The organism is Desulfobulbus alkaliphilus, from assembly GCF_016918545.1.
Classification (GTDB): Bacteria; Desulfobacterota; Desulfobulbia; order Desulfobulbales; family Desulfobulbaceae; genus Desulfobulbus; species Desulfobulbus alkaliphilus.
In genome coordinates, this window is the sequence record NZ_JAFFQC010000035.1 from 13,429 (window position 1) to 37,364 (window position 23,936).

The following is a 23,936-nucleotide window of genomic DNA, read 5'->3' on the forward strand; positions in this document are numbered from 1 at the left end:
AAACCAATTTACAAAACTATTATCATCAATTATTTGTGGAATTTTTTCATGTGAATATCCTTTCCTAGTCAAAGTATAAGGTAGTATATCATTTAAATAATAAGTTCTTTTCAATGTCACATATTCTTCCTGTTAAAATTACCCCCCTCATCGTGTTTGATTACATTGCACATACTAGAGAAAATATCAAAGCTATTTTTTATCACTAAAACTGATGCTACTCCTAACAAAAAAAATGTGATCAAATTTTTTATTATTTATATTTTCATGAATTTCTTGCGCTTTCATGCATAAGCAGCTAACGTTATTCAAATTTCTACATATGTATTTACATTTATCAAAATTTATAATAATTGAAAAAATATAGTTTCGAAAGATATGCATTTATCTGTTATAGCCTCCTACACCGTTTCAAACATTTCCCAAGTAATCTGAGCATCAGCAACCACATCCCTGTTCAGGACACAACCAAGCAGTTTCGGTATTTCACGGGCTCGAAGGCCGGAGCCTGGACGCTTGAGAACGACGTCTGTGGCAGCAAGTCTGGTACCTTTTTGAAGCGCATGGGCCGCAACCACGGATCTGCGAAAAACATGCCGGAATTCCTGCTCACGAGGAGGAATATCCAGGGTTTTATTTCCAAGCATGACTTCCATCCGCCTCACAGCGTTGACAATTGCGCCCAGCTCGATAGAGTCCGCGCTCATGGCGTGATCCGGCCCGGGCAATCCCTTATCCAGGGTAAAATGCTTTTCCAAAACGCACGCGCCAAGGGCGATAGCGCTAAGGCATGCCTCCGGGCCCACGGTATGATCTGAATACCCTGGGATGCATCCTGTCAGTTCCTGGATGACCTGCATGCGCAGTAAATTGGCTTCATCGTCCTTGGTTGGATAAAGAGACACGCAATGCAGAAAGATCGTCCTGGGCAGGGCATGATGACGCTTCATGATGTCCAGGGCGTCCCTGATTTCAATCTCATCAGCCATGCCCGTGGACAGGATCAGGGGGACGTCCTTGGCTGCCACATACTCCAGAAGCGGCAAATTGATCAGGTCCTCGGAAGCCAGTTTCAAGGCTTTTACATCTGCCTCCAGGGCCGCGTCAGTACTCAATGGGTCAGCAACGGATGTCAGTGGAACCAAGCCAAGGCTTCTGGCATGGTCAAACAGCTCTTGATGCCACTGCAAAGGCAGTTCCAGCCGCTTGAACATGTCATACATTTTTTCTTTGACCAGTCCCCCCCCAGAGACATACTCATACTCCAATTCCCGGTCCGCCATGAACTCCTCGGTACGCCATGTCTGAAACTTGACGCAGTCAGCCCCGACCCTGGCTGCGGCCTCAATGGTCCGCTTGGCCAGGTCCTTGTCACCGTTATGATTCACCCCGATCTCAGCAATGATGAACACCGGATGGCCCGGGCCGATGAGGCGATTTTCGATTTGGATTGGTTTTATGTTGTGGCCTGAGTCCATGATTCTATTTCTCTTTTGCATACATTTTCTTTTCTCATTACAATTGCAGAATCCGCGCCATGATTAAAGAGCAGGTCGACAAAAGACAGGCAGGGAACAAACTCCTGCCTCATCCTCTGGCTGTATTCCGGATGCTTGTAGACCTGAAAGACGACCTTTATCCCAAGGTTCTCAAAGTCTTGAAGAACAATGTAGTCCTTGCCGTGGGTTCCGGTGACCACGGTATTGGCATTGAAGCGCCGACAGTGCTCCAGTACCAGGTTGGATTTTTTTTCGGAAAAATTTAGCTCCGAACCGAGGACAATGCTTGCCTGGATTTCAAACCACTCAAAGGCTTTTCTAAGAATGGCCAGGTTGAGATCCGCAAGACGCTGCCAAGTGTTCTCCAGGTAGAGCCATTCAAAAAAAGGCGCATATTCTTTGAAGTATTTTGTCTTGCCATAGCAGGTCTTAAGACTTGCCCAGTGCTTATATCTCCAGGAGTTTTTGCCCTGGTCATCCTTTATGCGGATATCGCTTATTCTTAGAGGAGATGAATTTCTGCGGTCAACTGGTACAGTCAGCCAAATGACATTGCCATCAGTGGTGACTATTCGGTTGCGGTGAATAAAATCCCGATCCAGGAACTGGACATCATCCATGTACACGAAAATGTCGCACAGGCTGGCCTTGTGCAGCAGACCCAGCCAGGGCAGATATGCGGGTTGATGTCCACTGACAATGGTCATGGCTGGGCCTTTACTTTCCGGTCCGCATCCAGCCTGGCCAGCCGTGAAAAATTCGCTGCAAAAATCGCCATGTGCTGTGCCGGGGCCAGCCCCAGACCACGGATGCCGTCCACCACCTGCTTCTGACTATGGCTGTGATTGAAGGGAAAATCCGTGCCCAGGACCACCTTGTCGGCCAGTCCTGCCTGGCAGTACCAGCAGACCATCTCCAGGGTGGAGGACACCGCAGTGTCGTACCAGACATTGGCCAGGGTCCGGACCACGGGCGGATGCAAGGCTGACAGGCCCAGCAGTCCGCCCAGATGAGCGGCCAGGATGCGCAGACCCGGATGTTTCCTGGCCAGGGAGTAAAGCATTGTCGGCGAGGCTGGAGAGGATTTGTAGGGTTGATCCACATGCAGCATCAGAAAGGCTTGGGCTGACTGGATGGCAAGGGCCATCTCATCCATGCGTGGATCATCCAGGGCAAACTTCTGCCAGACCGGATTGACCTTGATGCCCACGGCACCGGCATGCACCACGCGGATCACCTCCTGAAGCGCATTGGGGCTGGTCGGCTGGGCCGAGCAAATGGCCAGAAAGCGTTCATTTTCGGTTGCCGTTTCAAGAAGGTAGTCATTGTTTTCCCTACACAGTTCAGGATCGGCCCAGGGAAACGCGACCAGCACGGAGCGCTGGATGCCCGAGTGGTCCATGGATGCCAGGATCGCTTCAGGCGCGGAAAGCGCAAGCGCACAAGGGCCTTCAGGGTGGCGATGAATTGCCTCCTGAATGGACCGCTCGCTCGCCGGCAGGCGAACGTCAGCCTGACGCAACCGGGGTGGCAGGCAATACACATGAGCGTCAATCATTGCTCGGCCTTCCTGCTGTAACGAAAACGCTGTGCGCCTCGCGTGCCGGGAGCAGTCGGCCTGAACGCGGTTCATAGCCGGTGATCCGGATATCCCCGAGGCCTGCCCCGGAAAAAGCCTCGCGCAACTGCGCCGTCCTGTACCACAGATGCTCCGGGCAGGGGATGCATGCGGGCTCATCAAAGGCCTGCCAGTCGAGGTTCTTCGTGGAAACCAGGACGCGGCCGCCCGGTGCGACCAACTCAGCCAGGCGGGCAACGGCCTTTTTTAAACCGACCCCGCAATTCTGGAGCACCCCAAGGCAGGTGAGCAGCGAGAACGGTTCGCCTGGAACAGGCTGCATGAAGTCCTGACAGCAAAACTTCGTGCCAATGTCCGCGATCTGTGCGCACCGCTCCAAAGCGTAGCGTGTCAGTTCCTCGGTGAGGTCAACGCCGCAATAAATAGAGGGCATCTGATTCTTTTTCACGGCGTGGAGGAAAAAATCTCCTGTGCCGGATCCCACGTCCAGCCATGTTTCACCCTGGACCGAACCAAGAATTTCCAGGGCCAGGGCATACCGGTTTTCCATGCCTTCCGCTGAACCCCAGAGCACTTTCCGGTATGGTTCAGGGTGGACAAAGGCCTGGCGGTACGCGGAAACAACGGCATCAGTAGAGGAGTGTTTTCCCTCGTAGCGTAGCCAGGCTGAGAGTACATGGGCCGCAAGCCTGGAATCACCCTGGCCGTCGAACAGCCTGCGGCCACTGGCCGCCATTTCGCGTATACGTTCAGGCATGGCCATGGCCCTGGAAATCTCATGGGCCAGTTGGCAATCATCCTTCTGATTAAAGCGCCCGAGATTCACCCCCAGGTTGCGTTGCTCCAGCTCATTGGCCGTGGGCATCTGATTGTCTGCCAAGGCCAGAGCGACAACCGGCACCCTCAAGTGAAGCATCTCGGCAACCGTCAACCCCGCGCCCACAATGGCCAGATCGCAGGAAGCCGCGAGCCGGTGAAAATTTTTGGGCGTAATGTGCAGCCTGGCCCGCTGATTAGAAGCGCACAGGACCGTTAGTGCTTCAGGCGGACCGTAATGCGGACCGGCCACGACATGCAGATGAAATGAGCCGTTCATGGACAGGAGAATGCGCGTGAGCCGTTCAGTCTGTCGCTCTGGGTCGGACGCCCCCATGACCAGGAGAATATTTTGCGGGTATTCCTGTCTGTCCTGGCCTGACATGCGCGGGTGCGATCCTGTCTGCAAACATTCCTCAGGCAGGGGCATGTATTCCGGACCGATGGCGCTGAAGGGCTTCCAGCGGCCAGGATAGAGGATCTGGTCAGCGCCAAGTCCGGGGTTCATAATGCCCAGCACAGGCAATCCCATCTTTTCGCCGCAGTCGTCAAAAGCCAGAATGGGCAAACCCGGCAACTCGTTTGCCAGCTCATGATAAAAATCCCGAGGCAGAAGATAGGTGTCGATAATGAGTAAATAGTTTGGGGACTGGGCTAATTCTTGTCCCAGGAATTCGGGGGCCGCCGGGTCAGGGAGAACAGTTGGGCTGAATCCGGCCACCTCAAAGGGATCAGTGTCCGATCCAGGCAACAGCCAATACGTCACCCCGCACCCCTGGGATTGCAACGCCTGCCCCAGGGATATGCTCCTCCGAGCATGGCCTAAGCCGGAGGATGGCAGGCTGTCGGTGAGTATAATGATTGACGGTAAGCTGTCTGTCGGGATCATACGGCATTGGTTGGAGAGTCTGTTATGGTGTAGACAAAGATGTCAGCCTGTGTACCCTCAATTGTGGTTGTGCCGTTGTGAACAAATCCAGCCCTGGTAAAAGCCTTGCAGGACGGGATATTGTCAGCTCTTGCATACGCACGATAACCAGAAATCCCTGTTGTTTGATAAATGACATCGCAACCCAGATTGAGAGCCTGTGGACCATACCCATGGCCACGACTCGCTTTGTCCAGCACGATGGACACATCAGCATATTTATTTTGAATATCGAACCGCAGCATTCCAAGAGTATTTTTGTCATTGTCTTCAATAAGGAACAAGAACCGGTCAGGATTATTCAATGCCAAATGAAACCAGGTTTTGTGTTCATCCAGTGGTATTTTTCTTTGCTTGAATGTCGCCTTTATAACATCTGGATCTGAAATGATTCCAAAAATATCTTGGCAATCGTCTATTGATGCGGGACGGATAGAAACGTTTCTATTCCTCATGGCTATTAATAGAGGATTCTATAATGATGCATAGATAAAAAATTATTTTACCATCAAAAACCATGTGATATCATCCTGTGGAAAAGGATCCCGGTGATAAACAAATCCATAATCCACCAACGTCAAATCACTATATCTATCCAACATTTCACCGGCAAAATCGCGCTTGAACAACTTTCCCGTATGCCCGCGGTATTGCACTTCAATAGGGACTGGGTTGTAGTATTCGGCTATCAATATATATTTTCGGGATGATTGATACAGGCGATCATAAACATCGTTGAGACGATCCGGCGCGATATGAATCAAGACCCCTCGGGTATATGCCAAGTCGTATGTACGTTTTGGAGTATAGTCCAAGATGGATGACAGGTGAACTTCCAGGCCGCTGATTTGCGCGAGTTGTTCTGTAGCAGTGGGGTTGATTTCTATGGCTGCGAGTTCCACGGAAGGCAGCAACTGCCGCAATGCTTTCAGCATCAACCCGATATTGGCGCCAAACTCGATTGCCGAGGCAAGTGACCCCGTATGCTTTAGAACATTGGAAAAGAAAATAATTTTGTTGGCGGGGCCTGTAATTCCAACATTACGCCGGGAATATTCATCCCCGAAATCGCCGGCCCAGAACGATTCTTGTTCTGTGTTGTATTCACTGTTCATCTTCACATCCTGTAGTTATATAGAATTACTATGGTTCATATCGGATCTCAGGGCCTTGTACATCAGCTCCGCCATTCTCCAGTCTTCAGGCGTATCAATATCGTGGACAAGATAACGTGGAAGGACCACTGGGATGGATTCAGGGGAATAAAGCGCAACCCTGTTCAGAAACGCCTCAGACTTTCCCCAGTAGAACTGGCCGGCATCATGATAGGCTTCCTCCAGATCCTGCGAACGTTTGGGCACATGTTCAGGAAAGATGGCTTCCAGGGCTCCGTCCTTCCTGATTCGCACTGACCTTTGGATGGGGGAAGGAAAGGTGGTCACGGTAAAGGCAAACGACTTCCCGCTCTCCTTGAGCAATTCAAGCCCGTTTCGCAAATACTCCGTGCGCAGGAATGGAGTAGTGGCATAGATGCAGCAGGCGTATTCAGGTTTCCGGTTCTTCTCAACAAGCCATTCAAGGCAGTGCCTGACAACAGCATTTGTTCCGGCATAGTCGTCCGCCAGTTCCTTGGGCCGCATGAACGGCACTTCAGCTCCGTAACGTTTCGCGACGTCCGCGATTTCTTCATCATCCGTGGACACGATTATCCGGTCAAACAATCCGGACTCCAGGGCAACCGAGATGGGGTAGGCAATCATCGGCTTGCCGTGAAAGTCTTTGATGTTCTTGCGGGGGATGCGCTTTGAACCACCCCGGGCGGGGATGATGGCGATGTTCATGGTATTATGGATTCCATTACTGTCTGTATTATTGAATTTTGCTGTTCAATGCTTAGCGAGGGATACATGGGCAGACTAATCGTTTCCTTATGATACTGCTCTGCTTCAGGACAGTAGCCCGCCGCAAACCCCATGGCTTCATAATAGGGCTGACGATAAACAGGAATATAGTGCAGGTTCACATTGACCTCGGCTGAATGAAAAGCATCGTACACTTGGCGCTGGCTTTTGGGACTATCACCTTGGCGGATGCGGATCGGGTAGAGGTGGTAGCTTGAACAGGTATCCGGATGCTGCCAGGGTGTTGTCACGGGCAAGTCGGCAAAGGCTGTATCGTAGCGGGCGGCAATTTGACGACGCTTTTCAATGAACTCATCCAAGCGCGTCATCTGGCTCAAGCCCAGGGCAGCTTGGATGTCGGTCATGCGGTAGTTACAGCCAAGACGGATCTGCTGGTAATTCCATATTTCATCCGCGGGACGAGGCTGCATCTCCGCCTTGTTGCCGGTAATTCCGTGGGTACGAAAACACTCCATCAGCCTTGCCAATTCCGGATCATTGGTCAGAGCCATGCCCCCTTCACCCGTGGTGATGATCTTCACCGGGTGAAAACTAAACACCGTGATGTCACTGTAACGGCAGTTGCCCAATGGCTCGCCCTGATATTTGGCCCCAATGGCATGGGAGGCATCCTCAATGATCCTGAATCCATACTCCCGCGACAGGGTGTGAATGGCCTGCATCTCGCACGGCTGGCCGCACAGGTGCACTGGTACGACCACTTTGGGCAGGCAACCCGACTGCCGAGCCTGTACCAGCTTCGCCTCCAGGGCGTTGACGCTCATATTGTAAGTGCGCGGGTCGATATCCACGAAATCCACGCTTGCCCCACAGTACAAAGCACAATTGGCCGAAGCCACGAAGGTGGTAGGCGAGGTCCAGAGCGTTTCGCCGGGGCCAAGGCCCAACGCCAGACAGGCAATGTGCAGGGCGCTGGTGGCGGAGTTGACGGCAACAGCGTGCCTTGCGCCGCAGTACTCGGCCACGATCTGCTCAAATGCCGGAACCTTCGGCCCCTGGGTCAGAAAGTCCGAGAGGAGTACGGAACAAACCGCGGACACGTCCTGCTCGGAGATGGATTGGCGGCCGTAGGGGATGGGAGCAACGGCTCGTCCTTGTGTTGTCGATTGGGTCATAAATGGGTCAATGACATCAAGAAAAGGATACTTCCGGAAATCCTGTGCGTTCCCGGTAACAATCGTCTTGATATCGTGTTGCCGCATACAGTCCACTATCAGATAGTCGTATATAGCAAAATGCTTAACCTGAAATCGCCGGACTTCGGCATGTGCCCCATCATCATGCAGAATCTCATGGAACGAACGTGTCTTGAGGACGTTAACTTCCGGGATGCGTACAAGTTTCCGGATGTATTCAGATGCCTGCTCCGTGGAAAAAGGACGAAGCGTTTTTCTGCCGTCCGTGACGACCTGAAAAAAATCGATCAGGTTGATATCAGTCACATAAAAACCACTTTTGGTGTACCGTTCCAGCAAGTCCAATGCAGTTGCATGAAAAGGGGAATCGGCATTCACCGAGTAGATAAAAATATTCGAATCAAACAGCGGCTTGTCAGTCGTTTTCATGAATATAATCCCTGGTTACGACCGCTTCACGATAGCCGCCATGGACAACATTACTTTTCAGGAAATCAATGAATTCTATCGTTTCGTGGTGAGCAGCACTTGGAGTGCATGTATCATCTTGCGGTTCCTCCAGGATTTCCAGGGTAACCCGTAGCAGCTGCCCTTCTCGCAAACTCATGGCAACCCATGGATCAACGGCAATAATCCCGCCTGAATGATATTTTGTCGTAAACTTCATTTCCGAAGGCATGCTGCAAGCTCATATAATTGTCTGTATTCAAAAAAATTGTGATTTATGGCAGATTGCTATTCATGGGCAAAATTCGGTTCCACATGCAACCGGATCAGCTTCCTTAATTCAACCACGCTTAAAAAATCCGGGTTTGTTCCGCTATTATAGGCAAAACCGGTCTTGACCATGGTGCACCCGTACAGTTCACAGTAGCGGCGGGTACTGTGTTTGCCCGTCGTGGGCAGAATCGCGAAATATTTGCCAAGGTCCACGGTGCAGTGGCTGTCGCTGGTCGTGATCATTTCCTCGTGGATTTTTTCTCCGGGCCGGATGCCGATCACCGGTTTTTCGCATTCGGGACCAATGGCCTCGGCCACGTCCACGACCCTGTAACTGGGAATCTTGGGCACGAAGATTTCGCCGCCTCGGGCATTTTCAATGGTCCAAAGAACCATGTCCACACCTTCCTGCAAGGAGATGTTGAACCGGGTCATGGCTGGATCGGTGATGGGCAGAACCCCGGTTTTGCGTCTGTCCAGAAAAAAGGGAATCACAGAGCCCCGGCTACCCATGACATTGCCGTAGCGCACCACGGCATACAAAATATCCCGCCCGCCTTTGATATTATTGGCCGCGATGAACAGCTTATCCGAGCAAAGCTTGGTTGCGCCGTACAGATTGATGGGCGCTGCCGCCTTGTCCGTGGAAAGGGCGATCACCTTGCGGATGCTGGGCGTGTCCAGGCAGGCCTCGATCAGGTTCTGGGCTCCGAGAATGTTGGTTTTGATGCACTCGAAGGGGTTGTATTCAGCCGCCGGCACCTGCTTCAAGGCCGCAGCGTGCACCACGATCTCGATCTGCTCCAGAGCGCGTCGGAGGCGGGGAAAATCGCGTACGTCCCCGATGAAATAGCGAATGGCCGGATATTTCCGATCATCGAATTCCTGCTCCATCTCGAACTGTTTGAGTTCGTCACGGGAATAGACCACCAAACGCTTCACATCCGGATAGCGTTCCAGAACTGTCTTGACGAACGCCTTGCCGAATGAACCCGTGCCGCCGGTGATGAGGATGGATTTATTGTTGAGCATTATTCTGTCATCCCTTGCTACGTTCGAATCCTACACTTCCACATTTGAAGCCATTTTTCTGAAGCTCTCGCTTCTGGACAACAAATCGTCATAGTTGCCCTGAGCCACGACCCGGCCTTGGTCAAGTTCCACGATCACGTCACAGGACCGGACCGTGGACAGACGATGAGCAATGATCAGGATGGTCAAGTCCGGCCCCAGGTCTGCGATGGCCTGCATCACCGAGCGCTCCGTGACGTTGTCCAGGGCGCTGGTGGCCTCGTCAAAGACCAGCACTTCAGCTTGTTCGTAAAGAGCACGGGCAATACCCACCCTTTGCCGTTGCCCACCGGACAGCCGGATGCCCCGCTCCCCGACAAAGGCCTGATACCCGTCGGGATGGTTCTCGATGAATTCGGCAATATTCGCCTTGCGGGCAGCCTTCCTGACCCTGTCCATATCCAGGGTGGCCAGGGTATGCCCAAAGGCGATGTTCTCGGCTACCGTGGCGTCGGCTAAAAAGATGCTTTGGGGTACATGGGCGATGTTGCGCTGCCAGGAGCGGACAACATCTCCAAACAGAGGGCGGTCGTCTATGACGATGCGCCCGGACGTGGGGGCGAGCAACCCCATGAACAGATCCAGGGTCGTACTTTTGCCGCTACCCGTGGCCCCGACAAATCCGACCCGCGCCCCGCGAGGAATGGCCAAGTCCAGCTTGTCCAGTACCAGAGGGCCTGCTTCACTGTAGCGAAAGCTGACGTGATCAAAGTGAACCTCTCGGGTAAAGGGCAGGGGCTTTGGCATCGGGGTACGGGCCGCTTCGGGCAAGGGTTGGTCCAGCAGGTCCAGAACATCCACCAGGGACGCCTTTGATCCGGCCATATATGCCCAGCCGTTATAGACGATCTGCAATGCCGGCAGCATACGCTGGGCCCCCATGGCCAAGGCCCCAAGCACCGGCAGGGCCGCGACCATGTCCCCGCTTTGCCGGGCCAGACCATAGGCCAGGAAGGCGAGCATGGCGATGCCCAGGGCTTCCACGGTAAACCTCGGGGCGCCGGCAAGCAGGGCATTGTAGCCCTGGGCTTTGCGCATGGGCCAGTCCGCCTTCCTGTACATTTCGCAATAGGACGCCTGTTTGTTGCCCAGAATGATGTACCGAATGCCGCCCAGGCCCTCCTGCAACGCCTTGAGTCTCCGGTTGGACTCAAGGGCAATACGCTGACTGTTGCGCGACAACCTGCTGCGCGAAAACCTGGTCATGCCCCCGTACATCAGCCCGAACCCGCCAAAGGCAATGCCGGCCACAAGGGGATCAATGGCCAGCAAGGTCAGGGCAATGGCCAGAACCAGAACACATCCGCTGATCATGATCAGCAGTTGCAACAAAACTTGAATAGCCCCCTCCACCTTGTACACCCCGCTGATCACCTCGCTGCTGTTGCGGGATAGGTGGACAGGATAGGGCTGATACAGGGTCCGCCGGTAAATCTCGGCGCTCAGGTCGTGGCCCACGGCATAGGCGAACCGGGTGTTGGCCCAAAGCTGCAACAGCCGAACCCCGCCAGCCACAAGGGCCGCGCTTACAAACAAGACCGTCACCGGAAGCAGTAACTGCTGGGCCTCGACAATCCCAACCCGGCCAGCCAGACCGGCAACCACCGGATGCCCCAGCACCCGTTCCGGCGAGGTCAACACACCGATAAACGGCAAAATCGCCCCCAAACTGATCATCTCGGCCACGGCTGATACCTGCATCAATACCGCCAGAAACAGACACTGCACCTTGCGCAGCCGATTCAAATGCCCCCAAAGACGCTTGATCAGGGTGAGGGTGCCGGTGGGTTGGGGGGGAGGTGACATGAGGTTGGTTGGTTTAGGATTTAGGGATTGGGGGATTTAGGTATTTCGGTTCAGGTACATCAGAGCAATCCCCGCCCTTATGGGCTCGTCACTGCCAACTTCGGCATGCATATTTTCAGGTGTAATCTCAGTTAGAAGTTCGGCCAAGTGATATCTTTTGCGCATGGGCTTGATTATAATTTCGTCTACTCTAAATGAGATATCTAACGAACTGCTCTCCGCAAAACCCCATTCTTTCGATGCGAGTTCGGCCAGGAAAGACCATTTCAGTGCATGAGTGAAGCTCATAAGCTCGTCAGGTTTACGTCCTGTATGCTCATACAGCTTCCTGCCGCCACAAAACAAACCGCGGCCGGTTTTTCAGGATCTCAGGGCGGGCATGGTATTCATCCTCGCTTAAAACAAGTGTTCTGATTTTCCGCCCAATATATTTTTCGGTCTTCAGGCTGAGATCCAATAGGTTGGTTGTGTCGATATCACCGATCAGGACCAGATCGATAATGCCGGTGTCCTTGCCTTCCGCATAATCGTCGATGAGGATTGCTTGCCGCAGGTTCCCCAGGCGCATGATGATCGATTCCAGGATTTCGTCCATGCCCAGGGCTTTTTTGACCATGGAGTGGAGTTCGTTGAAAACAGGATGTTGTTGATTGGCGGAGAAAATAACCTGACGGCCGTTTTTTTTGCTGACCAGGAGTTTGGCGTTCCGCAACTGATCGAGTTCTTCCTTGACCTGACTAGGGGAGATCTGAAAATCCTCGGCAAGTTCCCGCAGGTAGGCCTGTCCTTGTGGGTTCAGGAAAAGGCGCATCAGGATCTTGATGCGGGTTTTGGAGGTGATCAGGCCGGAGAAGAGTGAGTGCATGGTCCTTGTTTGCTTTTATGTTCTATTTTTAAGAACGATATCTCCTTGCCCTGGAGGCTGTCAAGGAAAAAATCGAACGGGAGAAGGAGTGTGGCAGGAGTTATGGCAAAACCTTGGCGATGGATTTCATCTCTCTTGGTGCAGGCTCAGTGTTGTCACGGGTTGGAATTTTTTTGGGTGTCAATAGTGAAGGGTACGAGGTATCATACTGCATACACACCTTTTTGATTGCATTCACCTGGGCTGGACCCTGACGTTTTGTCTGCGTCTCGGTTTCTGCCTCTTTCATCCCATCAAGAAATTGTCATGATCATGAAAACAGCATTGATTACCGGAGTTACCGGCCAGGACGGTTCCTTCCTGGCCGAATTGCTCCTCCAGAAAGGGTATGAGGTTCACGGTATCAAGCGTCGTGCGTCACTGTTCAACACCGACCGCATCGATCACCTGTACCAGGATCCGCACGAGGAGAATCGTCGTTTCATCCTCCACCATGGCGATCTCACCGACGCCACCAGCCTGATCCGTATCGTGCAAAAAGTGCAACCGGATGAGGTCTACAACTTGGCGGCCCAGTCCCATGTAGCGGTCAGTTTCGAGGAGCCGGAATACACCGCCAATTCCGACGCCCTGGGCACCTTGCGCATCTTGGAGGCCATCCGTATTCTCAATCTCACCGCAAAAACCCGTTTCTATCAGGCCTCCACCTCGGAACTTTACGGGAAGGTGCAGGAAATCCCCCAGACCGAAACCACTCCCTTTTATCCACGTTCGCCCTATGCAGTGGCCAAGCTTTATGCCTACTGGATCACGGTCAACTACCGGGAAGCCTACGGCCTTTATGCCTGCAACGGCATCCTCTTTAACCACGAGTCCCCGGTACGTGGAGAAACCTTTGTCACTCGCAAGATCACCCGGGCCTTGGCCCGCATTGTCCTTGGTCTCCAGGATTGTCTTTATCTCGGTAACCTCGACGCCAAGCGCGACTGGGGTCATGCCAGGGACTACGTGCTGATGCAATGGCTGATGCTGCAGCAGGAGCAGCCGCGGGACTACGTCATCGCCACCGGTGTGCAGCACTCGGTGCGTGATTTCGTCACGCTGGCCGCCGCCGAACTGGGCCTTCATCTCACCTGGCAGGGCAGGGGAGTCGAGGAGATCGGCGTTGTCGAGGCCACCTTTCCCCAGTCGCCATCAACTAACGATTTGCGCACCCAAGGCCCAAAACCAGGTGATGTCATCGTCCGTGTCGATCCCCGTTATTTTCGCCCCACGGAAGTGGAGACCCTGCTGGGCGACCCTTCCAAGGCCAAACGCGAACTGGGCTGGCAACCGCGCATCACCTTTGCGGAACTGGTCAGGGAAATGGTCCTGTCCGACCTGGCCGAGGCCCAGCGGGATGCGTTGTGCCGCAATGAAGGATTCAAGACCTTTGATCATCATGAATGATTCCGAGGGACTCAGTCGTATACGATCGCAGGTGCCCCACCTTTGTTGCACGGACGCGGCAGCCCCCATGGCAGGAATATGGCTGACAGTTTCGTCCGCGCGGATCCGGGGCCTATCCGTGACCGCCGACCATGCAAGAGCGGAATAAAACGCACAGCTTGCCTTCGTGACCGGCTACAGGCAGCTCCAGACAGCCTGGAGCACAATCAGAATTTTTTTTCCGACTACACCAATCCGCGCAAGGAAAGGAACCCGCCCATGCCCTCTCCCGACTCCTCACTTCTCACTTCTCACTCAAAAATCTACATAGCCGGTCACAGAGGCATGGTTGGCTCGGCCATGGTCCGCAAGCTCCTGGCCAATGGTTACAAAAACATCATCACCCGTACCCACAAGGAACTGGACCTGACCGAACAACAGGCGGTCAGGGATTTTTTCCACAAAGAAAAAATAGAGTATGTGGTCCTGGCCGCAGCCAAAGTCGGCGGCATTCATGCCAACAACACCTACCCGGCCGACTTCATCACCACTAACCTGCAAATCCAGACCAACGTCATCAGTGAGGCCTTCAGGGCCGGCATCGATAAACTCCTTTTTCTCGGCAGTTCCTGCATCTACCCCAAATTCGCTCCCCAGCCGATGAAGGAGGAGTACCTGCTCACGGGCGAATTGGAGTTCACCAACCAACCCTATGCCATTGCCAAGATCGCCGGCATCAAGATGTGTGAAGCCTATAATCGCCAGTATGGCACCAGGTACCGCTCGGTGATGCCCACCAATCTGTATGGTCCAGGCGATACCTACCATTTGGAAAACAGTCATGTCATTCCCGCCATGCTTCGCAAATTCCACTTGGCCAAGCTCGCCATGCAGGGCGACCTCAAGAGCATCCAGCAGGACCAAGCCACATACGGTCCCATCCCTCTTGATATTAAACAAGCCATCTGCCTGAAACTCGACTCCTCCAGCTTCCTTGATGGGTATGTACCTGGTGGTAAACAGTCCTTGCCTCCTGCTCCTCATCCATCACCCCTGACCGCGCCCCCTCGACCGAGGGTGGTGCTCTGGGGTACAGGGCAAGCCCGGCGAGAGTTCCTCCACGTAGACGACATGGCCGCCGCCTGCGTTTTTGTCATGGGCTTGAATCAGTCGGTTTTCTTTCCTCACTCCTTCCTGAACATAGGGACAGGCCTGGATCACACTATTGCCGAGACGGCGGAGTTGATCAGGGAGATCGTCGGATTCAACGGTGAGGTAGTGTACGATGCGGACAAGCCGGACGGTACGCCGCGGAAATTGCTTGATACCACCAGACTGAACGTGCTGGGGTGGGCACCGCAATACACGATGCAGGCTGGGTTGCGGGATACGTACAATCGCTATCAAGTGTCCATCCAGAAACGAGATATTTCGTTCTGAATCGAGGCGTGTCGGCTAGGTGAAGAACAGATATGTATTCAATATTACAGAAATTAAACTGGATTGCGTAACAAAGGGTCGGAAGGGTGGAGCCGTTTCTGGATGAAGACCTGCAATGATGGCTGTTCCGTTATTGCGACCCTTTCAGCAATTGCTCAAAGTAAGCAATAGTAGGCTGCAACCCTTGTTCCAGGGAAATTCTGGGCTCCCAGTCCAGGACTTTGCGGGCCAGGGAGATATCCGGCTTGCGCTGCATGGGGTCATCGCTGGGCAGTTGGGTAAAAGTCAGTTTTGACGCTGATCCGGTCATGGCGATAATGGTTTCCGCCAGCTCCCGGATGGTAAACTCTCCGGGATTGCCGAGGTTCATCGGGCCCGTGCACTCATCATCCGTGCTCATCAGGCGGATGAATGCCTCGATCAGGTCATCGACATAGCAAAACGATCGGGTCTGACGACCGTCACCATAAATGGTGATGGGCTCGTTTTGCAGGGCTTGCACAATGAAATTGGAGACCACGCGGCCGTCATTGGGATGCATCCGTGGTCCATAGGTGTTGAAGATCCTGGCCACCTTGATGCGCAGTTTGTGCTGGCGGTGGTAATCGAAAAACAGCGTCTCGGCACAGCGCTTGCCCTCATCGTAGCAGGAACGGCGGCCAATGGGATTGACGCTGCCCCAATAGGATTCGGGTTGCGGGTGTACCTCTGGGTCACCATAGACTTCGCTGGTGGAGGCCTGGAATATTTTCGCCCGCACTCGCTTGGCCAAACCGAGCATGTTGATGGCCCCGTGCACACAGGTCTTGGTGGTCTGCACCGGATCGAACTGGTAATGAATCGGGGAAGCCGGGCAGGCCAGATTGTAGATCTCATCAACCTCCACATACAGCGGAAAGGTCACATCATGGCGGATGAGTTCAAAATGAGGATTGTCGAGAAGATGGAGGATATTGTCCTTGGTGCCGGTGAAAAAATTATCCAGACATAGGACGTCATCACCCTCTCGCAGAAGTCGTTCACACAGGTGAGAGCCGAGAAAGCCGCTGCCACCGGTCACCAGGATGCGTTTTCTTGTGTACATGATTTCGGTGTTTCCTCCTGTGGATGGCCGTCAAGGGGGATTGCTTGTCAGGGGATCGATGGTTCTGTTTCCGGGGAGACAGCAAAAAAAGTATACCCATCCCCGCTGTATAATGGCTGTGCTACATTGGCAAAAAGCGGGGCCAGGCGTGTTCTGTCGTGCTCGTTCAGGCCTTGATACCAAATAATAGTCAGGTCGTCACGAAACAGAACGTGGGTGATGTTTTTTTGTTGCATGAGATCGAGAATGCTCTGGTCCTGATTCTTTGCGGAAAGGAAGCGAGCAAAGAGTTGATTGAAATAGGGTTGTTCAAAGATTGGCTGGAAATCCATGTAATAGCCCCGGTTGCCTAGAAAGATACACAAAACCCTGGCGTCCGGTTGCAGGATGGCGTTGGCGTATTGCACTGCCGGGTACTCGTTGCGGAAGGTGGTGATATACTCGTCCCGGCTGACCTCGCCGCGCAGGTAGGGCAGGGGTTTCACCACGGTGAACTGACCGGCGATATACTGGGCATTGTACCACAGCATGGAGCCGGCAATGGCGGTGGAGAGCAACAAGACGCCCGTTTTTCTCCAGGTGCTTGAGTTGATCCGTGCCGTCAGGGCATGGAGCGTGCCATGCAGACCGTACATGGAAAGAATGACCAGAGGCGGGACGATGGGCACGATGTAGCGAATACGCAGCGCAGCCTGAAAAAAAGTGAGGAAAAAATAGAGCAGGGCGAACAGCAGGAGAATGGATTTTTCCCGCTGCTGTTGACTGCTGGGTGCTCTAATGAACAAACCTATAAGGGGAAGGAGGAGCAAAAAGGGGGTGAGCTTGCCGTCGAAAAACTGGGGATTATCGTCCTGACCCTGATAAAAATAGCGGATGGGCAGCAGCAGCGTTTGCCACCATGTTTCGTTGTAATAGGTCTTTCTGGCGGTGAATTCCGTGTTACCGGATTGGGTGAATGTTTGCAGGGTGTCGATGAATTCTTCCTCGGCAAAAGGCTGCTGGCTGGCGGGAACCTCCTGAAGCTTGTGAAACAGGGAGTTGTACAGGGGGTAGACCGGATTGCCGGTCCAGAGGTAGTTTTTAATCAGCCAGGGGGAAAAGGCGGCCAGGGTGGCGGTGAAAAAGACACAAGCAAAACCAATGGCCTTGAGATTGCTTTGTTGCCCCGGTGCGGCAGCGCGCTGGTAGATCATCGGCACCAGCAGGGTCAAGATAACAATGGCGACCAGGGCATTGTACTTGGTGCCCGCGGCCAGGCCGCAGCAGAGTCCGGCGAGGATGAGGAAGCGCCATTGGAAGGCCTTTTCTGCCCAATGAAGCAGGAGCAGCAGGGAGGCGGTGGTAAAAAACACCAGGCCAAGATCCACATACACAGTGATCGATAATTTAACGATGATCGGGATGGAGAGGAAAAAGAGCGCCCCGAACAGGGCGTACTGCAGGCCGAGGTTTTTTTTCAGGTAGTTGAAGATGAGACCTGCGGTGAGCAGGGCAAACAGGTAATGGATGTACTTGGGGATGATGTCATTGCCGAAATAGAGCGGGATGGTATAGAGCAGGTCGAGATTCATCGGGTAGTAGGAGAATTCGATCTCCGGAATCTCATGGATACCGCCGTGCTGCAGCCAGAGTTTGGGCACAAAGAGATGGTGGGTCAGGGCGTCCCGGTCCACCGGCGGCACCGAGCCGAGGATGATGGTGGCAGTGATGAGGGCGAGCAGCAGCAGGATCAGGCCCCAGGTGAGGAGTCTTTCAGGTTGTTTCATCGTTGAGTGGGGCCCGGAGAAAGTCGAGCAGGAAGGTATAGTGGCCCTGACTGACCAACGTAAGGATTTTATTCATGTCCACGTTCATGTAGTCATGGACAATCCGGTTGCGGAGGCCAACGATGCCATGCCACTGGGGCAGTACCCTCTGGTCGATACATCCAGCCTGAGCCAGGGCTGCAAAAGCGTCGTAAGCGGAAATAGGCACCTCCACGCCCTGTGCCTTGAGTTGCTGTTTGGCCTTGCCGATGGCGTTTTCGATCAGCACCTGCAACCCGTGCAGGACACCGTTCTGTTCAAGAGGTGTGAGAGCCTGCGCCGCGAGCAGGCGTGAGCGGGCTTCGTCCAGCATGGCACCCTGTTGTGCGGCGATGCGCTTGGTTTCAGCGTGGTACAGGTCCGTGCGCATAGATCATCTCCCAGTAATGCTCCTCTAGCTCCCGCCAGGTCCGCCGGAGGAATTTCTGCCAGGGCAGGTTATCTTCGCCGATGAGAACAACTCCGTTTTCCGCTATTTCAGCCCGCATGGCCAGGCTTGCCCAGGGCACGTCAACCAGATCGATGGCCGTGGTGGGCAGGGCCAAAACCTTGGCCAGATCGTGGCGCAAAGTTTCGGTGCGGCCCAGTTGCTCCAGCCAGTCCATGTTCCATTGCCATTGCAGGGCAAAGTCCCAATCACTGTCTGGGGTGTGAGTGTTGGCGGCCCGGCTGCCGATCAGCACGGCAAACTCCAGCTTGGGCTCAGCGGCGAGTATTCGGCAAATGGCTGATTTTTCTGGAAAGGGCATGGGTTGTGGCGGCTTGTGGGGTTTGCAACGGTAAAAACTTGTATTGATCTTCAATGTAATGTGGATTCAAGCCATTATACAGCCGGAGCCAGGAAAGCAATAGGTATTTGTATTTTTTGGGTACAGAAGCTGAGTCTGGTGTCAACCACGCCAATCGTTTTTCCGCCGGAAAATTGGTTGTTTTTTGGGTAAGGGTTGACAAGATCCACAGATGTTGATCGTTGTACCAACCCTGTAGGATCCCACCCTGTGGGCGAAAAAGCTTATGAGAAGATGAGGAGAAAATATCGCCCACATGGTGGGCTCCTACAGCGTGGCCGTAGTTTTTATTGGGTGGGCACAAACGACTGTTTGTTGCGGTATTTGGCATCAATTGGACGATTACGAGTATTTTGCATTGTCTCTGCCGTCACTTGGTGATTCTTCGCAGCACCTCAGCTGGGATTGATCCCTGATAGACCTGACCGTCAATGACATAGGTCGGGGTGCCGGTGATGCCCAATTGCATGCCCTGGCGGATCTGGTGGAGGAGGTTTTCCCGGATCTGCGGGTGGCGGCTGGCCCCTGCCAGTTCACCGGGCGTAAACCCGGTCATTTCTCCCAGGGTGCGGGTGTTGAAGTTCTCTCTTGCTCTGCCAAGGATATAGAGCGCATCGTTCATTTCCCAGAACTTTTCATGGGCCGCCGCGTAGATGGCGATCATGGCCATCCTGCCGGAGCCGATGTGAAAGGGTTCAGGCACAATGAGGCTGTTGAACTCATGATCCATGGGATAATGGACGTGGACCAAGCGGATGGTTTCGGGGTGTTCGGCGATCAAACGGCGCAGGAATTGGTGCATCTTGCCGCACTGGAAGCACTGGTAATCGGCATATTCGTAGATGGTGATTTCCGGATGCTCCGAGCCAATCCAGGGATGTCCCTCTTCGGTCAAGCCGCTGGGGATGGCCGAGGTGACCGGCGGCAGGTCGAACTGCCAGTAGGGCGGCATATATATCCTGGTGCAGACAGCCAGAACCACCAGGGCAAGGATGCTGATCTTGAGCGGCAACGAGCGGATCAGATAACGCCATCCATCTTTTACTCCGGTCCAGAAGGCGGTGGTGCAGAAACGGCGCAGGATGATCCAGCTGAAAAAAAGCAGGGCAAGGCTGGTGGCGTGACTAACCAGGCAGAGAATGCAATGGGCCTTGATTTTGGTGGCCGAGATCCAGCCGAAAAATACTGAGGCCAGGGCATAGACAATACCAAGGAGGAAGAGGAGAAACCAAAGCTGTTCCGAGCCCTTGGTTTTGCGCAGGGTGGCAAGAAAAATCACCAAAAACAGGGCATAGGCAAACAGCCCCCAGTAGGCCAGCGGCAGACCCAGGAAAATTGACCAGGGGCTTTGCGAGACCGTATCGCAGTTGATGGCCCTGGTCAAGGCGCAGAAGCTGTTGAAAGTCAGGTCCGCGTAATTTCTATAGTGGGACCAGGCCAGATAAGCGGTGTTGGCCAGGCCCAGGAGCAGGAGTACAAAGACCGGGGTGGTGTACCAGGGGTAGGGGAGGGGGGCTTTTCTGTTATCGTTATCGCTCTGCATCATCTGACTTGCTCGATAGTGTTTCGGACTGCTCCCCCTTTTTAACGATGTCCCGGGCCGTTGCCAGAAGGAAAGGGGCGATCAGATCGATATTGACCGGAACCGAGGAATAATCACGGTGCAGGTTTTCCATGTCATGTTTAAGGATCAGGATCCCATGTCCACCCAGGAGTTGCAAGGCGTATTGTTCCGCGGCACCAAGGTCCTCGGCCAGGAGGTGGTTTTCCACCAAGGCATAGAGTACATGCCTGTCGTTGGGAAACCGGTGCAGCGCCCTGCCCAGAAACCATCTGCCCTGGCTGAGATGGCCGGCCCTGGTCAGCGCGACCCCGGTGTTGTAGAAATATCGCTCTTTGTTGACAAAGGTGCGTACCATGGCCCCATGGCTGCTTTGTGCCGCTTCCTCGGGACGGTCGAGCCATAGCAGCAGCATGCTCCTGAGGTTGAAGAATCGGCTTTGCAGATCATTTTTTTCGATGACCAGGTCGATCTGTGTCAGGGCCTCGGTGAATCTTCCCTGCAGGGCCAGGGCATTGGCCAGATCAAAACGGGAGGTGATGAAATTGGGGTTGAGGTTCAGTGACTGTTGATAATAGTGGATCGCTTCATCCAGGAGGCCGTAGTTGGCATAGACCTTGCCGATGTTGCCGACAATGGCTGCATTGAAAGTAGTGTCAGGATATTCTAAATCCAGAGAATGGGAAAGGAGGGCAACAGCAGTTTGTAAGTTTTCGATGTTTTTTTCTTTCTGCCAGCCATAGATCTCCCCCAACTTGGCATAGGGGCGGGCGTTATCCGGGGCTTTTTGCAGTGCGTCGGTCCACAGAGATTCCTCAGTGGCCCAGACCTGGTTGCGGCTGTAGGTACCTAGGCCGATGGCGATCAGAAAGAGAGGGATGGATGTGATCAAAACACCGTGGAGCAAATGTCGTGACTTGGCCCGGGCATGGTTGATGGCCCAGAGCAAGCCCGCTGCCACCGGCAGAAACAGGAAAAAGGATGGCAGATAATTGCGGTGTTCAAAGATCAGTTCCAGAGGGATGATGGTTGACTCCACCAGGTGGTTGAGAAAGAAAAAAAGGATGGCAAAGCTGAGCAGGGGTCTTTTTCTCCATTGCCACAGCGCCAGGACAATCAGGGCGGCGACACCTAGCAGGGCGGGCAGGGTGGTCCATGGGTGCAGTAGCGAGGTGGACAAGGGGAAGCTGTGGTCAAAAGAGAGTCGTGCCGGTGCAGGATAGAGAAGCAGGGAAAGGTAAAAGAGAAGAATAGCGGGTTGGGTCAGCAGTCGTTCTGCGGTGGAAAAGGGTCTGAACCCCACCGGATCTGTCAGTGCCTTTAGATAATTCTGGTCATGAATGTAGTAGGCGGCTGCCAACAGAAAAAGAAGGTTGGCAATGATGAGCAGATAAAAAAGAGTCTTTGAAAACCGGTCGGTCCGTTGCAGAAAAAGAACTTCAATCAGCAGCAGACTGGGGATCAGAGTGACAGCATTTTCCTTGCATCCCAGGGCAAGGAGAAAAAATAAACAGCAATAGAGCAGATGTTTGCAGCGTGGCAGGGTAGTATCTGCCTGGCGGGCTCGAATATAATTATAAACGGCAAAAATATAAAACATGGCCGCCATGGAGGCCATGCGCTGAACAATATAGGTGACGGCCTGGGTCTGGATCGGATTGATGGCCCAGAGGGTGGTGCTGAGCAGGGCAATGAACAGGAGATCTTGCACCGAGTATTTTTTCAAGAAAGAGGATCGCAGGAGAAGAAGAATGGTTTTACAAAGGAAAACAGCGGTCAGGATGTGGATGAGGAGATTGACGAGGTGATACCCTAAGGGGTTATCTTGGCCGAAATACCAGTTAAGAGCAAAGGAGAGATTGGCTATGGGGCGGTAGAACTCGCCTTCCTTAAAAGGTTTGGCATACAGGGTTTTTTGAAGAGTTTCTGGTTTAAGGTTTTCAATGTGAAGCGGATAGTTGTTGAGTATATTGGGTGGATCATCAAAATGCCAAGGGACATGAACGGTATTGAAATATATAAGTGATGTTAAAATTCCTATTAAGATAATAATTCTGCTTTGATATGGAAATAGATTATTTTTTTTCATTATAAAGACAACGTTGAGGAGGAGGTTTGGCCTCCTCCTCATGTGCCTGTTAATTGGATATTATTGCATAGCGTGTGTGTAAGCGCCACCAGCAGCGGCATTAGTCCAGTCTGGGTTGGCAAGTCGATAATCTTCTGGGCAACGGGTTGAAATATCAGTCACCACTATAGAAATAATTCCGTTGGGGTTACCGGTGATTGTCGCTGTGTTTGATGGATTGCCACTCAAATTACCAACTAATCCCAAGTTAGCCATTGTCGGAAGATTAGTTCGTGATGGTACTGCAAAATAATTTGCAATAGCTGCAGCAATGGTATTCGCATCACTCTCTGCAGCCGAGCAAAAAGTCTTGTTCCTATAAGAAATAAAGTTAGGAATAGCGATAGCAGCCAAGATACCGATAATCGCGATAACGATCATCAACTCGATCAGGGTGAAGCCTTTTTCATTTGTTCTCAGTGTCAGTTTGTTCAGTGTCATGTGCATACCCTCCAAAAGGTGTGTTGGTTGCCGCCGGGTGGTTTGTTGTCGGCGGTATTTTTTTCTGTTTGCTGTCTATAAGCATATGGCGTGCCATTTTGGAGTCGTATCTGAAAGTGTTATTTTTCTAATGAGTTATAGGAGAGACTCTCTTTTTCCCTGTTCCAGGGAATGCACAGTGAGCGAAAGAAAAGGCCGCAGTGGTGACACGGATTGTCTGCTGCTGACAATATTTGTCACCACCAGGTGACTGTTTAGGGCATCCGTGGAATCGTGTCTGCGGGGTCAGGCCTAGAAGATGCCAAGATTGTGCGTTGAAGGTATACATTCCTCTGTACGCAAACCCTGGATGAAAATCAGACAAGCGTCCTTTAGTTTGTAAATAATTGAAAATATAATTTTTTTATTAAATGGGGGGATCTCTGACTTCCTCTCATTGACAATAGAGGAGGTTATTTATATCCTCCATAGCTATCATGTACCTGCGAACAACCCAGAGGAAAAATAAAGACGGCACGGTGACGGTCTATTATCAACTGGCCCACAGCGAGCGCCATCCGGAGACCGGCAAATCCTCCGCCAAAATCATTCACAGCTTCGGTCGGGCCGATCAGGTCGATCGGGAAGCCCTGGTACGGCTCTGCCGCTCCATTGCCCGGGTCTGCGGTGTCACCGTGGTGGATCCGCTGGATGACAGCACGCAGTCAGATGCGATGGAATGAGATAAATGCCCGATAACGTGATTCGTTGGATATCTTCGTGGGCAGGCAAATAGACGTCTGCCCACCCTTTTATCTGTTGGGGTACGTTCCTCACCCACAACCTACAGACCCATTTTTTGAAAATGAATAGATAATCGGTTTTTTCCTGCTCACTTATCCGGTATGTCTTCCGGCCATAATTGGGCGCCATGCAACAC

Annotated in this window: 23 protein-coding genes and 2 pseudogenes; 4 read left to right on the forward strand and 21 right to left on the reverse strand. The window is 52.9% G+C overall.

Annotation, left to right across the window (positions count from 1 at the left end; translation table 11 throughout):
- Positions 1–401: 401 nt before the first annotated feature.
- From JWG43_RS14815 to JWG43_RS14870, 13 genes and pseudogenes are all read right to left on the reverse strand, one after another.
- A complete protein-coding gene (locus JWG43_RS14815; protein WP_205243729.1) occupies positions 402–1,499 on the reverse strand; it encodes an N-acetylneuraminate synthase family protein in 1,098 nt (365 codons plus the stop codon).
- Complete coding sequence (locus JWG43_RS14820; RefSeq protein WP_205243730.1) at positions 1,457–2,206, reverse strand: WbqC family protein; 750 nt, start codon at positions 2,204–2,206, stop codon at positions 1,457–1,459. The genes JWG43_RS14815 and JWG43_RS14820 overlap by 43 nt, the downstream gene beginning before the upstream one ends.
- Positions 2,203–3,057 (reverse strand): amidohydrolase family protein, encoded by an 855-nt coding sequence (locus tag JWG43_RS14825; protein ID WP_205243731.1) that lies wholly within the window; start codon positions 3,055–3,057, stop codon positions 2,203–2,205. Before JWG43_RS14825 ends, JWG43_RS14820 begins: the two co-directional genes overlap by 4 nt.
- Positions 3,050–4,660 (reverse strand): methyltransferase domain-containing protein, encoded by a 1,611-nt coding sequence (locus tag JWG43_RS20070; RefSeq protein WP_205243732.1) that lies wholly within the window; start codon positions 4,658–4,660, stop codon positions 3,050–3,052. The genes JWG43_RS14825 and JWG43_RS20070 overlap by 8 nt, the downstream gene beginning before the upstream one ends.
- A gap of 119 nt (positions 4,661–4,779) precedes the next feature.
- Positions 4,780–5,277, reverse strand: coding sequence for a GNAT family N-acetyltransferase (locus tag JWG43_RS14835; RefSeq protein ID WP_205243733.1), 498 nt, complete (start codon positions 5,275–5,277; stop codon positions 4,780–4,782).
- Positions 5,278–5,319: 42 nt separating this feature from the next.
- Positions 5,320–5,937: a pseudaminic acid biosynthesis-associated methylase gene (locus tag JWG43_RS14840; protein WP_205243734.1), complete on the reverse strand. Its 618-nt coding sequence runs from the start codon at positions 5,935–5,937 to the stop codon at positions 5,320–5,322.
- Between the two features lie 15 nt (positions 5,938–5,952).
- Entirely contained in the window at positions 5,953–6,663 is a 711-nt protein-coding gene (gene pseF, locus JWG43_RS14845) for a pseudaminic acid cytidylyltransferase (RefSeq protein WP_205243735.1), read from the reverse strand.
- Positions 6,660–7,859 (reverse strand): UDP-4-amino-4,6-dideoxy-N-acetyl-beta-L-altrosamine transaminase, encoded by a 1,200-nt coding sequence (gene pseC, locus JWG43_RS14850; RefSeq protein WP_371925201.1) that lies wholly within the window; start codon positions 7,857–7,859, stop codon positions 6,660–6,662. Before pseC ends, pseF begins: the two co-directional genes overlap by 4 nt.
- 33 nt (positions 7,860–7,892) lie before the next feature.
- Positions 7,893–8,309, reverse strand: a pseudogene (locus tag JWG43_RS20290) (type II toxin-antitoxin system VapC family toxin); the annotation flags it as partial.
- Positions 8,296–8,559, reverse strand: a complete 264-nt coding sequence (locus tag JWG43_RS14855; protein ID WP_205243737.1) for a hypothetical protein — start codon at positions 8,557–8,559, stop codon at positions 8,296–8,298. The pseudogene JWG43_RS20290 and the gene JWG43_RS14855, both read right to left, overlap by 14 nt.
- Before the next feature lie 56 nt (positions 8,560–8,615).
- On the reverse strand, positions 8,616–9,632 hold the full coding sequence (gene pseB / locus JWG43_RS14860; protein WP_205243738.1) for a UDP-N-acetylglucosamine 4,6-dehydratase (inverting): 1,017 nt from the start codon (positions 9,630–9,632) through the stop codon (positions 8,616–8,618).
- Positions 9,633–9,662: 30 nt separating this feature from the next.
- Positions 9,663–11,477, reverse strand: coding sequence for an ABC transporter ATP-binding protein (locus JWG43_RS14865; RefSeq protein ID WP_205243739.1), 1,815 nt, complete (start codon positions 11,475–11,477; stop codon positions 9,663–9,665).
- Positions 11,478–11,793: 316 nt separating this feature from the next.
- The gene (locus JWG43_RS14870) at positions 11,794–12,342 is read right to left on the reverse strand and encodes a winged helix-turn-helix domain-containing protein (protein WP_205243740.1); all 549 of its coding nucleotides are present in this window, start codon (positions 12,340–12,342) and stop codon (positions 11,794–11,796) included.
- A 312-nt stretch (positions 12,343–12,654) separates the two neighbouring features.
- Between JWG43_RS14870 and gmd the strand changes: the two genes are divergently transcribed.
- Both gmd and JWG43_RS14880 read left to right on the forward strand, forming a co-directional pair.
- Positions 12,655–13,791 carry a GDP-mannose 4,6-dehydratase gene (gene gmd, locus JWG43_RS14875; protein WP_205243751.1) on the forward strand — a complete coding sequence of 379 codons (1,137 nt, stop codon included), beginning with the start codon at positions 12,655–12,657 and terminating at the stop codon, positions 13,789–13,791.
- 258 nt (positions 13,792–14,049) lie between these two features.
- On the forward strand, positions 14,050–15,210 hold the full coding sequence (locus JWG43_RS14880; protein ID WP_205243741.1) for a GDP-L-fucose synthase family protein: 1,161 nt from the start codon (positions 14,050–14,052) through the stop codon (positions 15,208–15,210).
- A 130-nt stretch (positions 15,211–15,340) separates the two neighbouring features.
- On the opposite strand, the gene JWG43_RS14885 is transcribed toward JWG43_RS14880, so the two are convergent.
- The 7 genes from JWG43_RS14885 to JWG43_RS14915 form a co-directional block, all read right to left on the reverse strand.
- Positions 15,341–16,294, reverse strand: coding sequence for a UDP-glucuronic acid decarboxylase family protein (locus JWG43_RS14885; protein WP_205243742.1), 954 nt, complete (start codon positions 16,292–16,294; stop codon positions 15,341–15,343).
- Between the two features lie 47 nt (positions 16,295–16,341).
- Positions 16,342–18,060 (reverse strand): ArnT family glycosyltransferase, encoded by a 1,719-nt coding sequence (locus JWG43_RS14890; RefSeq protein WP_205243743.1) that lies wholly within the window; start codon positions 18,058–18,060, stop codon positions 16,342–16,344.
- Positions 18,047–18,469, reverse strand: a complete 423-nt coding sequence (hepT, locus tag JWG43_RS14895; RefSeq protein WP_205243744.1) for a type VII toxin-antitoxin system HepT family RNase toxin — start codon at positions 18,467–18,469, stop codon at positions 18,047–18,049. Before hepT ends, JWG43_RS14890 begins: the two co-directional genes overlap by 14 nt.
- A complete protein-coding gene (mntA, locus tag JWG43_RS14900; protein WP_205243745.1) occupies positions 18,444–18,848 on the reverse strand; it encodes a type VII toxin-antitoxin system MntA family adenylyltransferase antitoxin in 405 nt (134 codons plus the stop codon). The genes hepT and mntA overlap by 26 nt, the downstream gene beginning before the upstream one ends.
- On the reverse strand, positions 18,802–19,143 hold the full coding sequence (locus JWG43_RS14905; RefSeq protein WP_205243746.1) for a hypothetical protein: 342 nt from the start codon (positions 19,141–19,143) through the stop codon (positions 18,802–18,804). Before JWG43_RS14905 ends, mntA begins: the two co-directional genes overlap by 47 nt.
- A gap of 114 nt (positions 19,144–19,257) precedes the next feature.
- Positions 19,258–20,433: a vitamin K epoxide reductase/DsbA family protein gene (locus JWG43_RS14910; protein WP_205243747.1), complete on the reverse strand. Its 1,176-nt coding sequence runs from the start codon at positions 20,431–20,433 to the stop codon at positions 19,258–19,260.
- The gene (locus JWG43_RS14915) at positions 20,417–22,174 is read right to left on the reverse strand and encodes a tetratricopeptide repeat protein (protein ID WP_205243748.1); all 1,758 of its coding nucleotides are present in this window, start codon (positions 22,172–22,174) and stop codon (positions 20,417–20,419) included. Before JWG43_RS14915 ends, JWG43_RS14910 begins: the two co-directional genes overlap by 17 nt.
- A gap of 99 nt (positions 22,175–22,273) precedes the next feature.
- Between JWG43_RS14915 and JWG43_RS14920 the strand changes: the two genes are divergently transcribed.
- On the forward strand, positions 22,274–22,474 hold the full coding sequence (locus tag JWG43_RS14920; RefSeq protein ID WP_205243749.1) for a hypothetical protein: 201 nt from the start codon (positions 22,274–22,276) through the stop codon (positions 22,472–22,474).
- A 123-nt stretch (positions 22,475–22,597) separates the two neighbouring features.
- Here JWG43_RS14920 and JWG43_RS19945 read toward each other — a convergent pair whose 3' ends face one another.
- Positions 22,598–23,017 (reverse strand): prepilin-type N-terminal cleavage/methylation domain-containing protein, encoded by a 420-nt coding sequence (locus tag JWG43_RS19945; protein WP_275888475.1) that lies wholly within the window; start codon positions 23,015–23,017, stop codon positions 22,598–22,600.
- Positions 23,018–23,493: 476 nt separating this feature from the next.
- Between JWG43_RS19945 and JWG43_RS14930 the strand changes: the two are divergent.
- Positions 23,494–23,703 (forward strand): annotated as a pseudogene (locus JWG43_RS14930) (IS1634 family transposase N-terminal domain-related protein); the annotation flags it as partial.
- Positions 23,704–23,936: the final 233 nt, after the last annotated feature.

What these genes read in the sequence shown, in the direction of transcription:
- JWG43_RS14910 (WP_205243747.1), bottom strand. Translation starts at nt 20,433, where the DNA reads ATGATGCAGAGCGATAACGATAACAGAAAAGCCCCCCTCCCCTACCCC.
- JWG43_RS14885 (WP_205243742.1), bottom strand. Translation starts at nt 16,294, where the DNA reads ATGTACACAAGAAAACGCATCCTGGTGACCGGTGGCAGCGGCTTTCTC.
- JWG43_RS14840 (WP_205243734.1), bottom strand. Translation starts at nt 5,937, where the DNA reads ATGAACAGTGAATACAACACAGAACAAGAATCGTTCTGGGCCGGCGAT.
- hepT (WP_205243744.1), bottom strand. Translation starts at nt 18,469, where the DNA reads ATGCGCACGGACCTGTACCACGCTGAAACCAAGCGCATCGCCGCACAA.
- JWG43_RS14855 (WP_205243737.1), bottom strand. Translation starts at nt 8,559, where the DNA reads ATGCCTTCGGAAATGAAGTTTACGACAAAATATCATTCAGGCGGGATT.
- JWG43_RS14825 (WP_205243731.1), bottom strand. Translation starts at nt 3,057, where the DNA reads ATGATTGACGCTCATGTGTATTGCCTGCCACCCCGGTTGCGTCAGGCT.
- JWG43_RS19945 (WP_275888475.1), bottom strand. Translation starts at nt 23,017, where the DNA reads ATGACACTGAACAAACTGACACTGAGAACAAATGAAAAAGGCTTCACC.
- JWG43_RS14865 (WP_205243739.1), bottom strand. Translation starts at nt 11,477, where the DNA reads ATGTCACCTCCCCCCCAACCCACCGGCACCCTCACCCTGATCAAGCGT.
- JWG43_RS14890 (WP_205243743.1), bottom strand. Translation starts at nt 18,060, where the DNA reads ATGAAACAACCTGAAAGACTCCTCACCTGGGGCCTGATCCTGCTGCTG.
- JWG43_RS14870 (WP_205243740.1), bottom strand. Translation starts at nt 12,342, where the DNA reads ATGCACTCACTCTTCTCCGGCCTGATCACCTCCAAAACCCGCATCAAG.
- pseC (WP_371925201.1), bottom strand. Translation starts at nt 7,859, where the DNA reads ATGACCCAATCGACAACACAAGGACGAGCCGTTGCTCCCATCCCCTAC.
- JWG43_RS14815 (WP_205243729.1), bottom strand. Translation starts at nt 1,499, where the DNA reads ATGCAAAAGAGAAATAGAATCATGGACTCAGGCCACAACATAAAACCA.
- JWG43_RS14835 (WP_205243733.1), bottom strand. Translation starts at nt 5,277, where the DNA reads ATGAGGAATAGAAACGTTTCTATCCGTCCCGCATCAATAGACGATTGC.
- mntA (WP_205243745.1), bottom strand. Translation starts at nt 18,848, where the DNA reads ATGCCCTTTCCAGAAAAATCAGCCATTTGCCGAATACTCGCCGCTGAG.
- gmd (WP_205243751.1), top strand. Translation starts at nt 12,655, where the DNA reads ATGAAAACAGCATTGATTACCGGAGTTACCGGCCAGGACGGTTCCTTC.
- pseF (WP_205243735.1), bottom strand. Translation starts at nt 6,663, where the DNA reads ATGAACATCGCCATCATCCCCGCCCGGGGTGGTTCAAAGCGCATCCCC.
- JWG43_RS14820 (WP_205243730.1), bottom strand. Translation starts at nt 2,206, where the DNA reads ATGACCATTGTCAGTGGACATCAACCCGCATATCTGCCCTGGCTGGGT.
- JWG43_RS14880 (WP_205243741.1), top strand. Translation starts at nt 14,050, where the DNA reads ATGCCCTCTCCCGACTCCTCACTTCTCACTTCTCACTCAAAAATCTAC.
- pseB (WP_205243738.1), bottom strand. Translation starts at nt 9,632, where the DNA reads ATGCTCAACAATAAATCCATCCTCATCACCGGCGGCACGGGTTCATTC.